Raw genomic sequence first — 20,246 nt, 5'->3', positions numbered from 1 at the left:
CTCGAGGACGGCGAGAACATCGAGCGGAGCCTGCGCAACCGTGCTGACCTGTCCGCCTGGCAGCGCCAGCGCCTGGCCCGAGGCCCCGGTCCCTCCAGGCCGGCTCAGGGCTTCAGATGCCCCAGCGGCACGCCGCCGCCTGCCTTGACCTCGCCCAGAGAGAAGCTGGTGTGCACGTCCTTGACGTTGGGCAGATTGAGCAGGGTGTCAATGGTGAAGCGGCTGAAGGCATCGAGGTCGGTGGCCAGCACCTGCAGCTCGAAGGTGCCCGCGCCGGAGATGTAGTGGCAGGAGATCACCTCGGGCAGTTGCCGGATCGCCTCCTCCAGCACCTTGGTGGCCGAGGCATTGTTGCGGTCGGCATCCAGCCGCACAAAGGCCAGAACCCCCAGTCCCAGGCGGCGGCGATCCAGCTCGGCCCGATAGCCAATGATGTAGCCCTGCTCCTCCAGCCACTTGACCCGGCGCCAGGTGGGCGCCGTGGAGAGCCCGATGCGGCTGGCCAGCTCGGCGTTGGACAGCCGGGCGTCCCGCTGAAGCTCGGCCAGGATGGCCACATGCCAGCGATCCAGGCGCTCCCCCTGTGGGTCCTCGAACTCCTGGGCAGGCAGGCGACCCCGGGTGGCGAGAGAGGCATTGGTCTTGGTCATGGCGCAGTGGGCTGGCGAGGGAGAGCCCATCCTACTGGAGGCCGCAGCCTCAGAGGGCCGCCGTGCTGTCCGGCACGCCGCCACCGACCTGACGCGCCAGCTCCAGCACCTGCCCCTCGCGCACCTGCACCACGCGCTGCGCACCGGCGATGGTCTCGGGCCGGTGCGCGATCACCAGGCGCGTCAGCTTCATCTGCGCCAGCGCGGCGGTGACGGCCCGCTCGTTGGCGATGTCCAGGTGGCTGGTTGCCTCATCCAGCGCCAATACACGGGGCTGCTTGTACAGGGCGCGCGCCAGCAGCAGGCGCTGCTTCTGCCCGCCGGACAGGCCGGAGCCGAGGTCACCCACCAGGGTCTGGTAGCCCATGGGCATGCGGCGGATGTCCTCGTGCAGCTGAGCCTGGGCCGCGCAGTGCTGGATGCGCTCCATGTCCGGGTGGGTGTCGAAGAAGCTGATGTTGTCGGCCAGGCTGCCGGTGAGCAGGGCGTCCTCCTGCATCACCGTGCCGATCTGGCGGCGGAAGTTGCGCACGCCCAGGTGCCGTACCGGTACGCCGCCGTAGAGGACCTCACCCTCGGTGGGCGGCAGCAGGCCCAGCAGGATCTTCAGCAGCGTGGTCTTTCCTGCGCCGCTGGGCCCGGTGACGGCCACGTTCTCGCCGGACTCGATCTTGAAGCTGGCGCCCTTGAGGATCCAGGGCTCGCCCTCGGCATAGCGGAAGGACACATTCCGCAGCTCCAGCGAAGGCGTGAGGTGGTCCAGCTCGCTGTGCGGCACCTCGTCCTGCTCGGGCGCTTCCAGGACGATGTCGGCCAGGCGCTCGCCGTGCAGCGAGAGCATCTTGAGCTCCACGCCGTAGTCGATCAGCTTGCCCACGCGGCTGGTGAACTGCGACTTGTAGCTGACGAAGGCGAAGAGCATGCCCACCGTCAGCGAGACAGCGTGGCTCTGCTGCCCCTGCAGGATGGTGCGCGCGCCCAGCCACAGCACGGCCAGGTTCTCCAGGCCGAAGATGAGCGTGTTGGCCGTCTGGAAGGCCATGCTCATCTTGGCTGTGCGCACGTCGCGGTTCTGCACGTCGACGATCAGGTTCTGCCAGCGCGCTCGGCGCTCGTCTTCGCGGCCGTAGAGTTTCAGGGGCGTGATGGCGCGCAAGGTCTCCAGGAAGTGGGTGTTCTCCTTGGCGGCGATGACCAGGCGCTCGGCAGAGGCGTCGCGGAAGGGACGGTAGGCCAGCCAGCGCAGCGCGCCATAGGCCGCCACCGCGCTCAGCACGATGGCCGTCAGCGGCACGGAATAGAGCAGCATCATGGCCAGCGCGATGAGGGCCATCAGCCCGTCCAGCACGGCTTCGATGGCGGCGGTGGTCAGGCTGCGCTGGATGGCGTTGACGGCGCCGAAGCGGGAGGTGATGTCGCCCAGGTGGCGCTTCTCGAAGAAGGCCGTGGGCAGGCGGATCAGATGGGCAAAGACATTGGACTGCCACTGCAGTGCCAGGGTCTGGCTCAGCAGGATCACCATCCATGTACGGCCCATGGACAGGGCGGTCTGGATCAGCAGCAGCAGGCCGAAACCCAGGATCAGCACCCCCAGCAGCTCAAAGTCCCCGCTGCTGAGCACCTCGTCCACCACCAGTTGGTTGAAGAGCGGCGCGACGATGGCGAAGGCCTCCAGCACCAAGGCCACCGCCAGGATCTGCAGCAGGGAGCGCTTGAGGCCGCTGACCTTGCCCGTCAGCGAGCCCAGCGACAGGCGCGGCGCCTGCTGCTGGGGCTTGAAGTCGGCATTGGGCGTCAGCTCCAGGGCCACGCCGGTGAAGTGGGTGGACATCTCTGACAGGCTCAGGCGCCGCTCGCCAATCGCCGGATCCAGCACCACGCAAGACCTGGCCCCGACCTTCTTCAGCACCACGAAGTGGTTGAGGTCCCAATGCAGGATGCAGGGCAGGGTCAGTTGCCCCAGATGTTCCATCTCCAGCTTCAGGGGGCGGGCGGCGAAACCCAGGGCGCCGGCATGGCTGATGAGGCTGGCCAGCTTGGCGCCCTTGAGCGAGATGGGGAAGCGTCGGCGCAGGTCGCCCAGGTCTTGGCCCAGGCCATGGTGGCTGGCGACCATGGCCAGGCAGGCCAGACCGCATTCGGCGGCTTCGGATTGCAGGAAGAGTTTCATCGCGAGGCCCCGGCTTTCTGCGGCGCGGGACTGCTGTCATCAGGTGTGTTGACGATGGGCGCCAGGCCCGAGACGGCCAGGATGGGCTCCAGCACCCATTCCCAGACCTTCTGGCGCTGCTGCAGCACGTCGGCGTCCAGGCTCATGCCCGGCTTGAGCGGCAGGCTGGCGCCATAGGCCTGCACGTCCTGGCGCTCCAGGGCCACGCGGATGCGGTACAGCGGCTCGCTCGCCTGCGCGGCGGCCTGCAGGGACTGGCCCTGGCCCGCGGGCAGTTCCTGGGCCGACAGCGGCGCCTGGCTCACGGCCACAACGCGTCCGAGGGCCATGCCGAACTTCTGGTAGGGGTAGGCGGCGTAGCGCAACCAGACCTGCTGGCCCGGCTGCACGAAGCCGCTGGTGCGGCTGGGCGCGAAGAGCTGGGCCTCGAGGTCCTGATCGGCGCTGCCGGCGGCGGATTGCGGCACCAGGTTCAGCAAGGCCTGCCCCTCCAGCACCGACTGCCCCGGATGCAGGGACAGCGTGGCCACCCGGCCCGCCTGCGGCGCCTGCACCAGCACCGCGCCGCGGGCCTCGTTCTCATTGGCCTCCTGCGAGAGGCTGGCGAGATTGCGGTCGACCAGGGCCAAGGCGGAGCGCAGGCTGGTTTCGTTCGCGGCGAGGTCGGCGCGCACGGCCTGGGCATCGCGCTGCAGGGCCTGCAGCGTGCGCTCTGCGCTGCGCTCGCGCATCTGCAGGTCCAGCAGCTCTTCCTGCTTCTGCTGAACCTGGGCCGCTGAGACATAGCCGCTGCGCGCCAGCTCGTTGAAGCGGTCCAGGCTCTTCTGCGCCAGTTGGGCGCGCTGATGGCTGGACTCCAGCTCGCCCTGGGCCTGGCGCTCCTCGGACTGCAGGCTGCGCAGGCGGTCGTTCAGCGCGTCGGTGCGCTGGCGGGCCTGCTGCTGCTGGAGCAGGCGTTCGGTGTCCAGGCTTTGGCGGCGCTGGGCCAGGGCCTGGGCATTGAGCAGGGCCACGTCACCCTGGGCCAGGCGGCGCTCGGTGCGGATCTTGAGCAGGGGCTGCCCGGCCTGTACCTCCTCGCCCTCCTTCACCAGCAGCTCGGCCACAGCGCCGGACTGCGGCGCGGTGATGCCGATCAGGCCGCCCGTGGGCAGCAGCACACCGGAGACACGCGCCTTGCGGCTGATCTCGCCCAGCAAGGCGAAGGCCAGCAGCCCGGCCAGAAGAAGCAGGGCAATGCCCGTCAGCCAGGCAAAGCTGGGCGGGCGGCCGATGCGGATGGTGCCCAGCCATTGGGTGGACTGGGCTTGCATCACTTCAGGTCTGAACAGGGTCTCCCTCATCCGACTCACACTACTCTTCTACGATGTCCATCATGGAATGCGACTGAGGTCATCCATCGTGCGCAGCTCCATTGGCTGACGACGGACTGCTCGCGACGGGAAGGTGCAGGTGCACCGAGCACGGCAATTTCAGCGCTCGGCCGGGTAGCTTACTCCCAGCTCACCCAGCGCCCACTCCAATGCCGAAAGAAATGCCGCGCCCGGCCTGGAAGCAAACCCATCTGCGCCAAAGCTATGCCCAACATCCTTCAGCACGGTGATTGAGCCATCCTTCGAATCCGCCCAGGCGCTGAGCTGATGACGCGGACTCAATGCAATATCGTGCACACCATAGACCAGAGCGGCGCGCCCCTTGAGGCGAAGGAGTTGCCGGACGGGCGCGTCTGTCCCGGCAAACACATCAGCCAGGTATCGGGCGTCCAGCATCAGCGCCCCCTCCGGTGCCTGAACCTGGATGGGCCCGGAGGCCGCCTGCGTCTGGGCCAGCTCACGATCAAAACGCTCACTCGGCACGCTCTCAAGTGCCGGCAATCCCCCGCCTTGGCAGAGTGAAGTCGTCCAGCCTGCAGCGTCATCCGGAAAGAATCGCCGCAGACGCTCGCTCAGTTGGACCGCGGCGCCCGACGAGCAATCCACCCCCGATCCCGCACCAACGATCGCGCGGGCCTCCTCAAGCAAGGCGCCCTGCTTCTGCCTGCGCCAGGCCTCACGAGGCGATGTCAGCAGGGGGGACAAACCTATCCATGACACCTTGCCCAACTGATCGGCCGACTGCGTCCCCAGCCAGCGGGACAAGGGACGCGTCGCCCCTGAAAACGTCACAAAGACCAGCGGAGCGTTCGGCGCCAGCGTTTGCGCCGTTCGAACTTGTTCTTGCAGCAGGGACAGCCAGTCCGCCGGACGAAGGCCTTGGGTTACTTCGGCGTCAAAGCAGTTGCTTGCCTGCTCAGCAGCGCAATGGCTGGCACATCGAAAGCCGAAGGGCCGCGCAAACACAATGGCAAACCCGTTGGATAGAAGCGTGTCCCGGACTGAGCCGTAGATCCCCGGGTCCTCCAGCGATGACGTCCGCATCCACTCATCGCCTGGGAGGTCGTACACAAGGATGGCCACTGCGCGAACGGTGCCCGGCGACCTGATGATATGGACATCCACCTGCCCAACAGCCGGCAGGCCCGCCAGCGCCGTCAGGCACGCGAGCATCAAACGACTGAACACCTCAGACCCATTCCCCGCAGACGGTCACTGTGGCTGGCCTTGAATGAAGCCCTTCAAAAACGTCGACCATCCTCTGATCAACACAAAAACAAATATCACCTCTTGAGAGGAGCCAAAGCACGATTGCCCCGTCCTAATGATCTGCCGCCTTGAGCATGGAAACCGTCGCCCCCTGTGAGCGAAGCAGTTCAATAACCCCCGGGGCCTCGCCATCTTGATACTGGAGCGTAGGCAGGTGAGCTGCACCCATCAACACCACGATCCGCCGGCGCTCTTGCATAGCCTTGAGAATATTGGCCGCCATTGGCGGGTTGCGCCCCTTGATGCGGACATAGTTGCTCGCCGCACACTTCCCGCAAGGAAGGCCCAATTTCTCGGCTTCCTCCAGCAGTTCCTCCGCCATATCGAATGTAGCTGCCGAGCACAGGGGCACTTTATCAATACAGGCAAGCGACGCCTCAAAAGATAACTTCGGCACCTCGCTTTTGATCTCTGCCAAGTCCAGCTCGATGAGCCGAATCTTTCGATCCGCCTGCCGTATCGCCTCGATCACAGCCTCGTCACGAATTCCTTGTGGCGCACTGCAGAAGGCCCGCCAACGGTCATCGAAGGACTCCAGTCCCAAGATCAACGACGCGCTGTTTACAGCCCGAAGCACCGACTCATAGACAGTGGTCCGGTCCAGCAGCTTGCCTGCGCTGGATCGTTGCCTTTGCACATCCAGCTTTGCGAGAAGCACCTGGACAGGCAGGGACATTGCAACGAAATTGAATTGCCCCGTCCGCCCGTCCGCCGCAGCAAGGGCTGCCCAACGGCGGAGCAGTTCGGCATCCGGCTCCTGCTCCGCACGAGCAGGAAGCAAGGCCTTGTCGTCAGGACAGAAGCCCCCAGTGGGGGCCACCAGCGCTGGGGCGACCACGCTTTCGACTTGAACGGCCGCAACATTTCTGATCGCCGGGATTACAGTCTCGAAAAAGTAGTCATCAAGCTCAAAGGGAAGACTCTCGTGAGTTTCTGGAATTATTATTGCCTTTGCCCCCTGGAATTCCACAACCCAAGCACGATTTCTCACCCCTCCAGCACCGGCATGAGCAAGCATGCTGCTCAATAATGAAAACAGAAGGATTAGAATATTTTTCATTTCAAAGCAAAAAGGGAGGAACCCCTCCCTTTTTCATTCTGCATTACTTAGGACGCGTCTTGTTTCCCTTGCCCAAATCGGCAGCACTGGAAATTTCCACCACCGTGCAATTGAACGACTCAGTCTGGTAGCTCATGCCAGCCGATCCACCACCGCCACGGCTTTTGTTCCAGTTCAGGATGTCCAAGGCAACTTGCACGTTGAACGTCGTCCTCGAGTCACATATCACGGCAACCTTCGAACCATCCGCAAACTGGCAAACCTGAACACCATTATTGGCCGTAAGACAGGCCCCTGCGGGATCAGTTCCACCGGCAATACAGCCAATTTCATCAATATCAAGCACTCTCACTATCTACTCCCATTTGTCCGCATAATTCACCGACGGACCCTACGGCGATTGGCCAGAAACAGCCAATTCCTGGGCAGCCTCCCTCAAGAGCATTGAATCTGAGGCATCGCCCCTTTTTTCAGAACAAAGCCAGCGGCCGCTCAACTTGCAACACAGACAAAGGCCCGGCCAAATGGCCGGGCCTTTGCACCTTCTCCCCGAGCAGTGCCTTGATTGCACCGCGCGATCCTCGTTGCTTTCTCTTCAGCCTGTGCGGCGCCTCTGTGTCGAGGCGTCCGCCGTTGTTCGAGTTGCGGCAGGTTATCCCAGTTTTTCGGGACAAACACCTGACAGATCTATCAGGTGTCGAAAGTCAGTCCCACGCCTATCGAGCCTGAACGCCCCTGCGGGCGAGCCGGCCCACCCCCGCGCAGCCCGGCCCTGGGCTACGGGTTTTTCCCGTCAAAGCACTTCCGCGATCAAATCATTTCTTTATGCAAGACATTCAAGCGAGGTCAATGCCGAGCAAGCTGGCAAGTGCGCAAACATAGAAAAGACACAGGCACCCTCTTTCCCTACACTCCTTCCCCGGCCCATACTGCAGCCACCCCCGGAAGGTCCGGCGGCCACAAGCCGCATGCGCAAGCGCCTCCTGATGCGAGGTGCTGCTGGATCTGGTCCGCCCCCTCATCGGCACCCCCTCTCGGAGTACCCCTCGCATGAATGCACCGCTGCCCGAACACATCCTGCGCGCGCTGGAAAAGGTCACCCTGGACGACAAGTACGCGCTCGACCGCGGTCGCGCCTTCATGAGCGGGGTCCAGGCCCTGGTGCGGCTGCCCATGTTGCAGCGCACGCGGGATGCGATGAATGGCCTGAACACGGCCGGCTTCGTCTCGGGCTACCGCGGCTCGCCGCTGGGCGGCTACGACCAGGCCCTGATGGCCGCCAAGAAGCATCTGGCCAAGCAGAACATCGTGTTCCAGCCGGGCGTGAACGAGGAACTGGGCGCCACCGCCGTGTGGGGCACGCAGCAGTTGGACCTGTTCAAGGAAAAGGCCAAGTTCGACGGCGTCTTCGGCCTCTGGTACGGCAAGGGCCCAGGCGTGGACCGCTGCATCGACGTCTTCAAGCACGCCAACATGGCCGGCACCTCCAAGCACGGCGGCGTGATCGCCATCGCGGGGGATGACCACATCTCCAAGAGTTCGACCGCCGCCCACCAGAGCGACCACGTCTTCAAGGCTGCGGGCTTCCCGGTCTTCTTCCCGTCCAGCGTGCAGGACATCCTGGACATGGGCCTGCATGCCATCGCCATGAGCCGCTTCTCTGGCTTGTGGTCCGGCATGAAGACCATCCAGGAGATCGTGGAGTCGGGCGCCAGCGTCAGCGTGGACCCGGACCGCGTCAACATCATCACGCCGGACGACTTCCCCATGCCCGCCGGTGGCCTGCACATCCGCTGGCCGGATCCGCCCCTGGACCAGGAAGCGCGGATGATGGACCACAAGTGGTACGCCGCCCTGGCCTATGTGCGCGCCAACAAGCTCAACTACAACGTCATCGCCACGCCCAACGACCGCCTGGGTCTGATCGCCTCGGGCAAGGCCTGGAACGACACCCGCCAGGCGCTGCACGACCTGGGCCTGGATGACGACACCTGCCGCCGGCTCGGCATCCGCCTGCACAAAGTCAACGTGGTGTGGCCGCTGGAGGCCAATATCACCCGCGACTTCGCGACCGGCCTGCAGGAAATCCTCGTGATCGAGGAGAAGCGCCAGGTCATCGAGTACCAGATCAAGGAACAGCTCTACAACTGGCGCTCCGACGTGCGTCCGCACGTGCTGGGCAAGTTCGACGACGACGGTCAGTCCGGTGGCGAGTGGGGCCTGCCCAACCCCAGCGGCAACTGGCTGCTGCGCCCGCAGGCCGACCTGACCCCGGCCATCATCGCCCGGGCCATCGCCAAGCGGCTCAAGAAGCTGGGCGTGGACGCCGACATCGCCGCCCGCCTGGACGCCCGCGTGGCCATCATCGACGCCAAGGAAAGCGCGCTCAAGGCCGAGGAGAAGGCCGCTGGCGGCGCCGACCGCACGCCCTGGTTCTGCTCCGGCTGCCCGCACAACACCTCCACCCGTGTGCCCGAAGGCTCACGCGCCGTGGGCGGCATCGGCTGCCACTACATGGTCACCTGGATGCCAGGCCGCAACACGGCCACATTCACGCAGATGGGCGGCGAAGGCGTGCCCTGGACCGGCCAGCAGTGGTTCACCAACGAGAAGCACATCTTCTCCAACCTGGGTGACGGCACCTACTTCCACTCGGGCATCCTGGCCATCCGCCAGTCCATCGCCTCGGGCGTGAACATCACCTACAAGATCCTCTACAACGACGCCGTCGCCATGACCGGTGGCCAGCAGGTGGGTGAGCGCGCTGAAGGCCACACGGTGCTGCAGATCATGCAGAGCCTGATCTCCGAAGGCGTGAAGAAGCTGGTCATCGTCACGGACGAGCCGGAGAAGTACAACGGCGTGGCCCTGCTGGCCGGTGTCACCGTGCACCACCGCGACGAGCTGGACCGCATCCAGCGCGAGTTCCGCGAGATCCCCGGCACCACGGCCATCATCTACGACCAGACCTGCGCCACCGAGAAGCGCCGCCGCCGCAAGCGCGGCAAGCTGGTCGACCCGGCCAAGCGCACGGTGATCAACGAGCTGGTGTGCGAGGGCTGCGGCGACTGCTCCATCCAGTCCAACTGCCTGTCCATCGAGCCCCTGGAGACAGACTTCGGCCGCAAGCGCCAGATCAACCAGAACACCTGCAACAAGGACTTCAGCTGCGTAAAGGGCTTCTGCCCCAGCTTCGTCACCGTCGAGGGCGGCGAGCTGAAGAAGCCCAAGAAGGACAAGCGCGTGTCCCCGTTTGATGCCAAGCTGGGTGCCCTGCCAGAGCCGAGCATTCCTAACGCCCAAGAGGCTTGGGGCATCGTGGTGGCCGGCGTGGGCGGCACGGGCGTGATCACCATCGGACAGCTGCTGGGCATGGCCGCCCACCTGGAGGGCAAGGGCGTCATCACGCAGGACGCGGCCGGCCTCGCCCAAAAGGGCGGCGCGACCTGGAGCCACATCCAGATCGCCAACAAGGCCGAGGACATCCACTGCACCAAGGTCGGCACGGCCGAGGCGCAGCTGGTGATTGCCTGCGACTCCATCGTGGCCGCCAACAAGACCACGCTTGCCGTGATGCGCGAGGGCCGCACCTTCGTCGCACTGAACACGCATGGCTCTCCCACCGCGACTTTGGTGAACAACGCCGACTGGTCCTTCCCCGGCGCTTCCTGCGAGGCGGCCGTGGCCAAGGCCGTGGGTGCCGAGCACTTCCGCGCCTTTGACGCCGAAGACGTGGCCGTGAAGCTGCTGGGTGACTCGCTCTACACCAACCCGCTGATGCTGGGCTATGCCTGGCAGCAGGGTCGCATCCCGCTGTCCTATGCGGCTCTGATGCGAGCCATCGAGCTCAACGGCGTGCAGATCGACAACAACAAGGCCGCCTTCGAATGGGGCCGCCGCTGCGCGCACGACCTGGCTTCCGTGCAATCGCTGTTCGCCGCTCAGCAGGTCATCAATGTCGTCAAGCGCGACAGCCTGGACGAGATGATCACCAAGCGCGTGGCCTTCCTGACGGACTACCAGAACGCCGCCTACGCCGCGCAGTACCAGGCTTTCGTCGACAAGGTCCGCACCGCCGAAAAGCCGCTGAACAGCACGCGCCTGAGCGAAGCGGTGGCCCGCTACCTGTTCAAGCTGATGGCCTACAAGGACGAGTACGAGGTCGCCCGCCTGCACAGCGACAAGAAGTTCGTCGAGAAGATCGCCTCGCAGTTCGAGGGCGACTACAAGATCGTCCACCACCTGGCCCCGCCGCTGCTGGCCAAGAGGAATGAGAAGGGCGAGCTGGTCAAGCAGCAGATGGGCGGCTGGATCCGCCCGGCCTTCAGCGTGCTGGCCAAGTTCAAGGGCCTGCGCGGCACGGCGCTGGACATCTTCGGCTACACAGCCGAGCGCAAGATGGAACGCCAGCTGATCCAGGACTACCGCGCCAGCATCGAGCAGGTTCTGTCCAAGGGGCTGACGGCCGAGCGCCTGGCCCTGGCCTCCGACATCGCGCGCATCCCTGAGGAGATCCGTGGCTATGGCCATGTGAAGGAGCGCCACGTGCATGCAGCCCGCGCCAAGTGGGATGGCCTGATGAAGCAATGGCAGGCGGCCTGAACGCCGCCTGAGCGCCGCCTGAGGATGGCCACCTGATCCCTGCGGCCATAAAAAAGCCCGCAAGCCGTAAGGCCTGCGGGCTTTGTTCATGGCGCCAGGATCAGCGGCGCTGCGGGTTCATCGCGGCAGGTGGAAGGCGTTGCTGCGCACCGGGGAGCGCTTCAGAGACAGGGCCACATCCCCCTGGCGCGGCTTGGCGCTGGCCGGGCGCATGCCCGAGACCTGGGCGGGGCAGCTGCCGCTGATGCGGTGCTGCAGGGCCGCCGCCAGCATGGCCTCGCCGGGGCTGGACAGCTCGTGGGCCAGATCGTCGCTCACCACGCAGCCGGGCACGCCCGTGGCTCCCTGCCCCGCGGGGACGAAACCGTCTGCGTAGTCGCCAAAGCCCTTGTGGTTGACACCACCGAACTCGATGGGGAAATAGGAGTTGCCGCAGTTGTCCTTGGCGGTGAAGCCATAGGGCTTGCCGCAGGTCTTGCCGCCGATCAGCACGACCTCCACGTCTGCGCCACGCAGGCCGTTGATGAAGGCCTCGCTGGCCGAGCAGGTGCCGCGCTGCGCGAGCACGTACACGCGTTTGAGATTGAGCGCGGGCAGGGGGCGCTCGGAGGTGCAGCGGTAGTTGGCGTCCAGCAGGCAGGAGGTTTCGTAGAAGGGCGTGGCGCGGCCATCGGAGGCCTGGCGCAGGCTGTTGTAGCGGCTGCGCTCGAAATCCTTGCCGCGGGTCTGCTGCGAACCGGCCACCATATAGGCCAGTTGCGAGGCCATGTAGAGCAGGCCGCCACCGTTGTAGCGCAGGTCCACCACCAGGTCCGAGATGCCGGCCTGCTGGAAGCGGGTCATGGCCTCGATCAGCTGGATCTCGCCCTTGGCAATATGCGTGTTGAAGATGAGGTGGCCGACCTTGCGGCCGTCGGCACCGGTCAGCACCTCGTCCAGGGTCACGGGCTGGTTTTCCACCTCGGCGCTGAGCAGGCTCACCTGCACGGTCTGGCCGCTGGCGCGGCTGAAGCTGAAGTCAAAGCGCTTGTTCAGCTGGTCCGGGCTCATCATGTCGTTGAGCACCTCGATGTCAGCGCGCTCATTGCTGTCGGCGGACACGCCATTCACGGTGACCAGGGTGTCACCCCGCTTGAGGCCGGCACGCTCGGCCGGGCTGCCGGGCATCACGTAGGCGACGCGGACGCCGCGCGGCGGCGTGGGCGATGCCATGGTCCACTCGATGCCGAAGCCGGCATCCACACCTGCCTGGGTCATCTGCACCCACTTGGCCGTGGGGATCATGAAGCTGAAGCGGTCCTGGCGTGCGCCGCTGGCCGTCAGCGCAGGGCTGCGCAGGGCGTCAAAATAGGCCGCCAGCGAACCCTGCACATCTGCCGTGTTGCTGAACTTCGGGTCGTTCGCATTGACGCCGGGGACGGCCTCACGCCACAGATAGGCCTCGTCGAAATAGGAGCGCATCCAGCGCTTCTCCACGCTCAGGCTGCCATTGCGGCTGCCCGGCGCTGCCAGCGCGTTCTCGGGCGCACACTGCTGCGCGTAGCTGGCACTGGGTTGGAGCGGGCCGCTGTCAGCCGGCGTGGCGGGACCGTTGTCGGACGGCCCGGGGCCGAACACGGAGGTGCCCGAGTGGGCGCTTCCACCGCCACCGCCGCAGCCGTTCAGAAACAGGCAGGTGGCCAAGACAGCGACCGGCGCCGTCCACTTCAATCTTGCGTTCATCCATCCTCCGGGTGCGGACGCTCTGGGGCGACCGGCACTTGGTTTACGTCGTCAGCGGCGCGGATCGCCGGACAAAAGCCGGCATTTGACACTGCGGCCAGCTCGGGTTGCCATTCTTTCGGGCGGCAATCGCACAGCAGAATGACAGGGCCGCGACCGCGACCGCTTGCTAGACTGCCGCGGCCGCAGCGTCGCGCTGCCCTTCTCCGATGGCTGGCCAGACAGGGCGCGGCCCAGCATCAGGGCCCCCTGGCCGCCATCGCTTCGCCTTGCACAACCAATGAGCGGTGCCCGCACCGCTGGGAGGATTCCATGAACAAAAACTTCTGGCGGCGCATGGCCGCCGCATGTCTGCTGGGCATGCCGCTGGCCCTGCTGGGCCCTCAGGCCCTGGCCGATGAGCAGCCCACCGAAGCTCCCGCCCAGGTCTTCGCCGAGGCCAGGCAAGCTGCCGCCACAGGCCCCAGCGACGTGAGCCTGGCCAATCAGGCCGTGCTGCACCTGCCCGCCGGCAAGGTATTCATCCCCCAGCCCCATGCCGCCAAGCTGATGCGGGCCATGGGCAATCCCGGTGATTACAGCGACCTGCTGGGCCTGGTCTTCCCCGAAAGCGGTCAGGAGAACTGGTTCGCCGTGTTGCGCTTCGAAGGCGCCGGCTACATCAAGGACGACGATGCCAAGGACTGGAATGCCGACGAGCTGCTGAAGTCCTACCGCGAGGGGACCGAGGCCAGCAACAAGGAGCGCGCCAAGTTGGGCGTGCCTGAGCTGGAAATCGTGGGCTGGGCCGAGAAGCCGGCCTATGCCGCCGACGGCCACCGCCTGGTCTGGGCCATGAGTTCGCGCAGCAAGGGCGCGGCGGCAGACGAGGAACAAGGCGTCAACTACAACACCTATGCCCTGGGACGAGAAGGCTACCTCAGCCTGAATCTGGTCACCGACCTCAAGGACCTGGGCCTGCACAAGGAAGAGGCCAAGGCGCTGCTCGGTGCGATGGAGTTCAATGACGGCAAGCGCTATGCCGACTTCAACAGCAGCACCGACAGGGTCGCCGAGTACGGCCTGGCCGCGCTGGTGCTGGGCGTGGGCGCCAAGAAGCTGGGCTTCTTTGCCGTCCTCTTCGCCTTCCTGGCCAAGTTCGCCAAGCTGGCCCTCATTGCCGTCCTGGGCCTTGGCGGGGTCCTACTCAAGTTCTTCAAGCGCAAGCCCAAGGAGCAAGCCGCAGTCGTGGAAACCCACCAGGACACCCTGCCCATGGCGCGCCCCGAAGGGAGCAAGGCGGCCGAATGATCAAGCTGCTCCTGCTGCTGTTCTCCGGCCTGAAGCTGGGCAAGCTGCTGCTCTCCGGTGGCAGCATGCTGCTGGCCCTGGGTGTCTACGCCATGCTCTACGGCTGGCGCTATGCCGCAGGCTTCATCGCCCTGCTCTTCGTGCATGAGATGGGCCACTACCTGGCGGCCCGCCACAAGGGGCTGAACGTGGGCCTGCCCACCTTCATCCCCTTCGTGGGCGCCTGGATCGAGCTCAAGGACCTGCCGCACGATGCCCAGACCGAGGCCTTCGTCGGCCTGGGCGGCCCCCTGCTGGGCACGGTAGGCGCCACGCTGTGCTATCTGCTGGCGCGCAGCTGGGGGGCTGACTGGCTGCTGGCCGTGGCCTACAGCGGCTTCTTCCTCAATCTCTTCAACTTGATCCCGCTCTCGCCCTTCGACGGCGGGCGCATCACGGCCGTGCTCTCGCCGCGCATCTGGCTGCTGGGCGTGCCGGTGCTGGTGGGCCTCTTCCTGTGGCGCCCCAGCCCCCTGCTGATCCTGGTGGCGGTGCTGGCCTGGCCCCAGCTCTGGAAGGCCTGGAAGTACCGCAGCGACAGCCCCGAGGGCCAGAGCTACTACGCCGTGCCCGCTGCGGTGAAATGGGAATACGGGACCTACTACATCGCCCTCGCCGCCTTCCTGGCCCTCATGAGCCACGACGTGCACGAGATGCTGCAGCGCCCCGCCGGCCTGCCCTGAGCACCTCTGACTTTCATCATCATGCCCCGGCGGGTGCACACTCGCCGCGATTGAAAACACCCACTGCCACCATGACACGCACACTCCATCCCCTGAGCCTCGCCCTCGGCCTGGCCTTTGCCTTTGGCGCCCAGGCGCATTCGCTCAAGCCCGTCCACAGCGTCGAGGGCATCAGCGAGTACCGCCTGCCCAACGGCATGCAGGTGCTGCTGGCGCCTGACGCCTCCAAGCCCACCACCACGGTCAACGTGACCTACCGCGTCGGATCCAAGCACGAGAACTACGGCGAGACCGGCATGGCCCACCTGCTGGAGCACCTGATCTTCAAGGGCAGCCCCAAGCACCAGGATCCCTGGGCCGAGTTCACCAAGCGCGGCCTGGCCGCCAATGGCTCGACCTGGTTCGACCGCACCAACTACTTCGCCGCCTTCGCCGCCAACGAGGACAACCTGAAGTGGTACCTCAGCTGGCAGGCCGATGCCATGGTGAACAGCTACATCGCCCGCCGCCACCTGGACACCGAGATGACCGTGGTGCGCAACGAGATGGAGATGGGCGAGAACGACCCGGGCGGCGTCACCACCCAGCGCACCCTGGCCTCCATGTATCAGTGGCACAACTACGGCAAGGACACCATCGGCGCCCGCGCCGACGTCGAGAACGTGGACATCGGCCGCCTGCAGGCCTTCTACAGGACCTACTACCAGCCCGACAACGCCACCCTCATCGTGGCGGGCAAGTTCAACACTGACAAGGTGCTGGACTGGGTCGAGCAGAGCTTCGGCAAGCTGCCCAAGCCGAAGCGCCAGCTGACCAAGCTCTACACCATCGACCCCGTGCAGGACGGCGAGCGCGCCGTTACCGTGCGCCGCCAGGGCGGCACGCCCATGAGCCTGGCCGCCTACCACGTGACCCCCGGTGCGCATCCGGACCAGGCCGCCATCGAGGTGCTCAACCTCATCCTCACCGAGGCCCCCGGCGGGCGCCTGCACAAGCGCCTCGTGGAAGAAACCAAGCTGGCCGCCAGCGTGGGCAACTTCGGCCTGGCCCTGGCCGACCCGGGCTTCACGATGATGATCGCCGAGCTGGCGCCCAAGGCCTCGCAGGAGGAACTCAACCGCGAGCTGCTGGCCGTGACCGAAGGCTTTGCCGAGCGCCCGGTGACCGAAGAGGAACTCAAGCGCGCCCAGACCCGCTGGCTCAACCGCTGGGAGAAGCTCTTCACCAGCCCCGAGCAAGTGGGCATTACCTTGTCGGAGACCATCGCGCAGGGTGACTGGCGCCTGTTCTTCCTGCTGCGCGACCGCATCAAGGCCCTGACCGTGGCCGATGTGCAGCGCGTGGCCACCGAGCGCTTCCTGCCGGCCAACCGCACGCTGTCGCAGTACATCCCGACCGAAAAGCCGGCGCGCGCACCAGCCCCGGCCTTCGTGGACGTGGCCACCGAACTCAAGGCCTTCAAGCCGCAAGCCGCAGCCGGCGTGGTCGCTGCCTTCGATGCAAGCCCCGCCAACCTGGACCGCTCGACCCAGCGCAGCCAGCTGCCCAACGGGCTGAAGCTCGCCCTGCTGCCCAAGCCCACCCGCGGCGAGGCGGTGCGCGGCATGCTGGCCCTGCAGATGGGTGACGCCAAGAGCCTGTTCGGCCAGCAAAGCGTGGCCGACCTGACCGCCGCCATGCTCAAGATGGGCACGAGCAGCAAGACTCGCGAGCAACTGCGCGACGCCCTGGACGCCGCCAAGATCGAGCTGCAGATCAACAGCCCCTCCGCCGACCGCGTGGTACTGAGCTGGAGCACCAAGAAGGAATTCGCCGCCCAGGCCCTCAAGCTCATCGGCGAGATCCTCAAGCACCCGCGCCTCGAAGCTGCTGCCCTGGAAGAGCTGCGCGCCCAGGCGCTGACCGGCATCCAGGCGCAGAAGGACAACCCCGAAGGCATCGCGCAGAAGGCCGTGGGCGTGGCCATGAACACCGAGCCCCGCGGTGACGTGCGCCATGTGCGCAGCTTCGAGGAGGAAGAGTCCGACGTGAAGGCGGTGACGCTGGAACAGGTCAAGGCCTTCCATGCGGCGTTCTACGGCGCCAAGCAGGCGCAACTGGCCCTGGTCGGTGACTTCGATGCCGCCGTCGTCAAGGACACGGCCACCAGCGAGCTGGGCAGTTGGAAGGCACAGGCCGCCTACAGCCGCATCCCTCGCCTGCACGTGGACAAGCCCGGCCAGGTGCAGCTGCTGCGCACGCCGGACAAGCAGAACGCCATGATGCTGGGCATCCAGTCCCTGCCCCTGGACGACAGCACGCCGGACCTGGCCGCCCTGCAGCTGGCCAACCACATCCTGGGCGGGGGCGGCAGCTCGCGCCTGTGGACGCGCATCCGCGAGAAGGAAGGTCTGTCCTACGGCACCGCCACGGGCGTCAACCTGGGCGCCGAGGACCCCTCGGGCGTCTGGTTCGTCTACGCCATCTTCGCGCCGCAGAACCGCGAGAAGGTCGAGGCTGCCTTCCGCGAGGAAGTGGCCCGCGCCCTGAAGGAAGGCTTCAGCGCCAAGGAGCTGGACGAAGCCAAGCAGGCCCTGCTGAACCAGCGCCGCCTGAGCCTGGCCCAGGACGGCGCGGTGGCCGGCATGCTCAGCAGCCAGCAGCGTCTGAACCGCAGCTTCGAGCGCGAGCAGAAGCTGAACGAGGCGCTGCAGAAGCAGACCCTGGACCAAGTCAATGCTGCCTTGCGCAAGCACTTCAAGCTTGACGCCTTCCAGCTGGTCTTCGCTGGCGATTTCAAGTGACGCCGCAGCGCCGGCCAGCGCCTGTGCAGGTCGGCGCCCAGCCGCTGCCCTGAAGCCGCGGCGATGAGGCAGGCCCGCCCTCGCGATGACGCGCAAAGTCTCGCGCAGACGGCGGGCCCTTTTCCTGCCCCGTCGATGACCGCAACACCGCTCGCCCGCCGGTGCCTGGCCCTGCCCGCACTGTGCCTGAGCCTCCTGCTCTGGAGTCCCTTCGCCATGGCTCAAGCCCCGCAGACGCCCGAAGCCGCCGCGCCGCAGCGCTGCAGCGGCACCTTCAAGGTCAGCATCCAGCCCCCGCAGACGATGGCCAGCCCCGAGGGCGGCCCGGCCCAGGCCCGCCGCGCCCTGGAGAAGCAGTTCGAAGGAGGCCTGCAGGGCCAGTCCCGCGGCGAGATGCTGGCCGCCGGCCAGCCCCAGCAGGGCGAGGCGGCCTACGTGGCGCTGGAGTCCTTCCAAGGCACGCTGCAGGGCCGGACCGGCGGCTTCGCGCTGGCTCACCTGGGCCTGATGCATGCCGGGCGGCAGGACCTTCGCATCGCCATCGTCCCCGGTTCAGGCACCGGCGCCCTGCAAGGCATCACCGGCGAGTTGACGCTGCGCATCGAGGCCGGCGTGCATCACTACGAGCTGGCCTACACACTGCCGGCCGCGGCTGGCGCGGCATCCCAATAGGGCCGCTCGGGATCGAAGCGGCCGGCCAGGAAGTCCAGGAAGCTGCGCAGGATCAGCGGCTGATAGCGCCGGCTGGTGTAGACCGCGTGGATGCCCAGGCATTGCGGCTCCCAGTCTGCCAGCACCCGGCGCAGCCGCCCCTCGCGCAAGGCCTGGCCCGCCAGGTAGGTGGGCAGTTGGGCGATCCCGGCGCCGGCCAGCGCGGCCTGCAGCAGCACGGCGGTCTCATTGGCGCGCAGCCGCACCCGCGGCAAGGCTTCGGCCGACTGCACGGACTCATCGGACGCCGTGCGGCTCAGACGCCAGGCATCGCGCCCGAAGCGGCTGTGAAGCAGGCCATCATGCAGGGCCAGGTCCTCCACCGCGCCGGGCTCGCCCTGCCGGGCCAGGTAGGCCGGCGCGGCGCACAGCACCGAGCGGCACCAGCTGAGCCGACGCGCCACCAGGGTCGGGTCCAGCTCATTGCTGATGCGCAGGGCCAGGTCGATGCGATCCTCCACCAGGTTCAGCGTGTGCTCCTGGGCCAGCAGTTCGATCTGGGCCTGCGGATGGGCTTGCATGAAGTCCGCCACCGCGCCGGCCAGATGGTGCTGGGCGAAGGAGGTGGATGCCGTGATGCGCAGCCGGCCACGCACCTGCAGCACATGCTGGCCCGCGACCTCGCGCGCCTCCTCGGCCAGGTCCACCAGTTGGCGGCAGCGCGCCAGGGCCTCTTGTCCAGCCTCCGTGAGGCTCAGGCGCCGGGTGCTTCGCTGCAGCAGCCGCGCTCCCAGCCATCGCTCCGCCGCCTCCAGGTGGCGGCTGGCCATGGCGCGGGACATGTCCAGCGCAGCGGCGGCGGCGGTCAGGCTGCCGCGCTCGGCGGTTTCCACAAAGACCTGCAGCGCCGTCAATCTGTCCATCATTCGCTCAATTCATGCAACAAACATTTGATTGAGACACTGTTTATCAAATAGGGAGCAAAAAATAAAGTCCTGTTCATCACAACCCCAGCACTGAAAGGCCTCCGATGAACCGCTCCGCCCTGCGCTTTCCCCGCCCCCTCCAAGGCCTGCTCCGGCCCCTGCTGCTGGCCACCAGCCTGGCCATGCCCGCCTTCGCCGCCGAGGTGCCTGCGACCGGCCCAGCTCCGCTGGAGCTGCAGGTCATCAACCAGGGTGCGGGCAGCTTCCACGTCAACGCCGTGCTGGTGAAAGGCGCGAAGGAGGCCATCCTGCTGGATGCCGGCTTCACCCGTGCCGACGCCCTGCGCGTAGCGGCCGCCGTGCTGGACAGCGGCAAGACGCTGCGCACCATCTACGTCAGCGCCGCCGACCCTGACTACTACTTCGGCCTGGAAGTCCTGCGCCAGGAATTCCCGCAGGCGCGCATCGTGGCCGCCGCGCCCACGTTGAAGAAGATCCAGGCCTTGCTGCCCACCAAGCTGCAGGTCTGGGGCCCGCGTCTGGGCGCCAATGCCCCGCGCCAGCCGGTGCTGCCCGAGCCGCTGGACGACACCACGCTGCAGCTGGAAGGGCGCACGCTGGAAGTCCGCGGCCTGGACGATGCCCTGCCGCACCGCAGCTATGTGTGGATCCCGTCCCTCCGAGCCATCGTGGGCGGTGTGAACGTCTTCGGCCAGCTCCACGCCTGGACGGCAGACACGCAGACCGCGCAGGAGCGCGGGGCCTGGGTCGCCAAGCTGGAGGCCATGGCCGCGCTCAAGCCCGCCATCGTGGTGCCGGGCCACATGCTGCCGGGCACGCCGCAGGACAGCAGCGCCCTGGCCGCCACCCGCGACTACCTGCTGCACTTCGAGCAGGCGCTGCCCCGGGCCACCGACGCCGCTGCGCTGATCGGCACCATGAAGCGGGCCTACCCCCAGGCCGGCCTGGACATCGCCCTGGAGATCGGCGCCAAGGTGAACAAGGGGGAGATGAAGTGGTGAGGGCCT

The 20,246-nt window shown here is 66.5% G+C and carries 13 protein-coding genes and 1 pseudogene; 6 read left to right on the top strand and 8 right to left on the bottom strand.

From position 1 onward, the window contains the following. Positions 1 to 104: 104 nt before the first annotated feature. From ACS5PK_RS02990 to ACS5PK_RS02965, 6 genes and pseudogenes are all read right to left on the bottom strand, one after another. Positions 105 to 650: an Lrp/AsnC family transcriptional regulator gene (locus tag ACS5PK_RS02990; RefSeq protein ID WP_439439159.1), complete on the bottom strand. Its 546-nt coding sequence runs from the start codon at positions 648 to 650 to the stop codon at positions 105 to 107. After that, positions 651 to 2,820 (bottom strand): annotated as a pseudogene (locus ACS5PK_RS02985) (peptidase domain-containing ABC transporter); the annotation flags it as partial. Further along, a complete protein-coding gene (locus ACS5PK_RS02980; protein WP_439438793.1) occupies positions 2,817 to 4,133 on the bottom strand; it encodes an HlyD family secretion protein in 1,317 nt (438 codons plus the stop codon). The gene ACS5PK_RS02980 and the pseudogene ACS5PK_RS02985, both read right to left, overlap by 4 nt. Before the next feature lie 159 nt (positions 4,134 to 4,292). Beyond that, positions 4,293 to 5,381 (bottom strand): hypothetical protein, encoded by a 1,089-nt coding sequence (locus ACS5PK_RS02975; protein ID WP_439438792.1) that lies wholly within the window; start codon positions 5,379 to 5,381, stop codon positions 4,293 to 4,295. Between the two features lie 133 nt (positions 5,382 to 5,514). After that, the gene (locus ACS5PK_RS02970; RefSeq protein ID WP_439438791.1) at positions 5,515 to 6,522 is read right to left on the bottom strand and encodes a TraB/GumN family protein; all 1,008 of its coding nucleotides are present in this window, start codon (positions 6,520 to 6,522) and stop codon (positions 5,515 to 5,517) included. 43 nt (positions 6,523 to 6,565) lie between these two features. After that, positions 6,566 to 6,868 (bottom strand): hypothetical protein, encoded by a 303-nt coding sequence (locus ACS5PK_RS02965; RefSeq protein ID WP_439438790.1) that lies wholly within the window; start codon positions 6,866 to 6,868, stop codon positions 6,566 to 6,568. A 704-nt stretch (positions 6,869 to 7,572) separates the two neighbouring features. Here ACS5PK_RS02965 and ACS5PK_RS02960 point away from each other — a divergent pair. Beyond that, on the top strand, positions 7,573 to 11,124 hold the full coding sequence (locus tag ACS5PK_RS02960; protein ID WP_439438789.1) for an indolepyruvate ferredoxin oxidoreductase family protein: 3,552 nt from the start codon (positions 7,573 to 7,575) through the stop codon (positions 11,122 to 11,124). 117 nt (positions 11,125 to 11,241) lie between these two features. Here ACS5PK_RS02960 and ACS5PK_RS02955 read toward each other — a convergent pair whose 3' ends face one another. After that, positions 11,242 to 12,846: a S41 family peptidase gene (locus tag ACS5PK_RS02955; protein WP_439438788.1), complete on the bottom strand. Its 1,605-nt coding sequence runs from the start codon at positions 12,844 to 12,846 to the stop codon at positions 11,242 to 11,244. A gap of 312 nt (positions 12,847 to 13,158) precedes the next feature. On the opposite strand from ACS5PK_RS02955, the gene ACS5PK_RS02950 reads away from it, so the two are divergent. From ACS5PK_RS02950 to ACS5PK_RS02935, 4 genes are all read left to right on the top strand, one after another. After that, entirely contained in the window at positions 13,159 to 14,136 is a 978-nt protein-coding gene (locus ACS5PK_RS02950) for a DUF2167 domain-containing protein (protein ID WP_439438787.1), read from the top strand. Beyond that, positions 14,133 to 14,858, top strand: coding sequence for a site-2 protease family protein (locus ACS5PK_RS02945; protein WP_439438786.1), 726 nt, complete (start codon positions 14,133 to 14,135; stop codon positions 14,856 to 14,858). The genes ACS5PK_RS02950 and ACS5PK_RS02945 overlap by 4 nt, the downstream gene beginning before the upstream one ends. Before the next feature lie 71 nt (positions 14,859 to 14,929). Next, positions 14,930 to 17,641: a M16 family metallopeptidase gene (locus ACS5PK_RS02940; RefSeq protein WP_439438785.1), complete on the top strand. Its 2,712-nt coding sequence runs from the start codon at positions 14,930 to 14,932 to the stop codon at positions 17,639 to 17,641. Between the two features lie 216 nt (positions 17,642 to 17,857). Continuing rightward, positions 17,858 to 18,313, top strand: coding sequence for a DUF3224 domain-containing protein (locus tag ACS5PK_RS02935; RefSeq protein WP_439438784.1), 456 nt, complete (start codon positions 17,858 to 17,860; stop codon positions 18,311 to 18,313). Here ACS5PK_RS02935 and ACS5PK_RS02930 read toward each other — a convergent pair. Further along, positions 18,274 to 19,215 carry a LysR family transcriptional regulator gene (locus ACS5PK_RS02930; RefSeq protein ID WP_439439158.1) on the bottom strand — a complete coding sequence of 314 codons (942 nt, stop codon included), beginning with the start codon at positions 19,213 to 19,215 and terminating at the stop codon, positions 18,274 to 18,276. The genes ACS5PK_RS02935 and ACS5PK_RS02930 overlap by 40 nt on opposite strands. Before the next feature lie 149 nt (positions 19,216 to 19,364). Here ACS5PK_RS02930 and ACS5PK_RS02925 point away from each other — a divergent pair, with 149 nt between their 5' ends. Next, positions 19,365 to 20,240, top strand: a complete 876-nt coding sequence (locus tag ACS5PK_RS02925; RefSeq protein ID WP_439439157.1) for an MBL fold metallo-hydrolase — start codon at positions 19,365 to 19,367, stop codon at positions 20,238 to 20,240. The last annotated feature ends 6 nt before the right edge of the window (positions 20,241 to 20,246 follow it).

The organism is Roseateles sp. DB2, assembly GCF_051857535.1.
Taxonomy (GTDB): Bacteria; Pseudomonadota; Gammaproteobacteria; order Burkholderiales; family Burkholderiaceae_C; genus Roseateles_B.
Note: the sequence above shows the minus strand (reverse complement) of the source record. Positions and strands in the feature narration are given on the sequence as shown.

Bases quoted from the DNA above. Each gene is read 5' to 3' on its own strand.
- ACS5PK_RS02990 (WP_439439159.1), bottom strand. From the start codon at position 650: ATGACCAAGACCAATGCCTCTCTCGCCACCCGGGGTCGCCTGCCTGCC.
- ACS5PK_RS02960 (WP_439438789.1), top strand. From the start codon at position 7,573: ATGAATGCACCGCTGCCCGAACACATCCTGCGCGCGCTGGAAAAGGTC.
- ACS5PK_RS02940 (WP_439438785.1), top strand. From the start codon at position 14,930: ATGACACGCACACTCCATCCCCTGAGCCTCGCCCTCGGCCTGGCCTTT.
- ACS5PK_RS02950 (WP_439438787.1), top strand. From the start codon at position 13,159: ATGAACAAAAACTTCTGGCGGCGCATGGCCGCCGCATGTCTGCTGGGC.
- ACS5PK_RS02945 (WP_439438786.1), top strand. From the start codon at position 14,133: ATGATCAAGCTGCTCCTGCTGCTGTTCTCCGGCCTGAAGCTGGGCAAG.
- ACS5PK_RS02955 (WP_439438788.1), bottom strand. From the start codon at position 12,846: ATGAACGCAAGATTGAAGTGGACGGCGCCGGTCGCTGTCTTGGCCACC.
- ACS5PK_RS02980 (WP_439438793.1), bottom strand. From the start codon at position 4,133: ATGCAAGCCCAGTCCACCCAATGGCTGGGCACCATCCGCATCGGCCGC.
- ACS5PK_RS02970 (WP_439438791.1), bottom strand. From the start codon at position 6,522: ATGAAAAATATTCTAATCCTTCTGTTTTCATTATTGAGCAGCATGCTT.
- ACS5PK_RS02935 (WP_439438784.1), top strand. From the start codon at position 17,858: ATGGCTCAAGCCCCGCAGACGCCCGAAGCCGCCGCGCCGCAGCGCTGC.
- ACS5PK_RS02930 (WP_439439158.1), bottom strand. From the start codon at position 19,215: ATGGACAGATTGACGGCGCTGCAGGTCTTTGTGGAAACCGCCGAGCGC.